Origin of the sequence: Desulforhabdus sp. TSK (assembly GCF_022836495.1) — a bacterium.
GTDB lineage: Bacteria > Desulfobacterota > Syntrophobacteria > Syntrophobacterales > Syntrophobacteraceae > Desulforhabdus.
Map to the genome: position 1 here is coordinate 1 of NZ_BQXM01000267.1, position 255 is coordinate 255.

The window sequence follows — 255 nt, forward strand, 5'->3', positions numbered from 1 at the left end:
CAGATTGCCCGCCACCATGAGGGTGGCTCCAAATTCGCCCATGGCGCGGGCAAAAGCGAGCATGGCTCCGGCCATGATGCCACGCCACGCCAGGGGAAAGGAAACGCGGAAAAAAACCTCCAGCTCCGACAGGCCGAGGGTGCGCGCCGCCTTTTCCAGGTTGGGGTCGACGCTCTCGAAGGCGCTTCGAGCCGCTTTGTAGACCAGTGGAAAGGATACCACCGTGGAGGCCAGCACCGCTCCCTGCCAGGTGAA

The 255-nt window shown here is 63.5% G+C and carries 1 protein-coding gene; it reads right to left on the reverse strand.

Annotated elements, in window-relative coordinates; translation table 11 throughout:
• Nucleotides 1–255: molybdenum ABC transporter permease (locus tag MWC30_RS22355; protein ID WP_244086374.1), on the reverse strand; the 255-nt coding region annotated here is incomplete at both ends.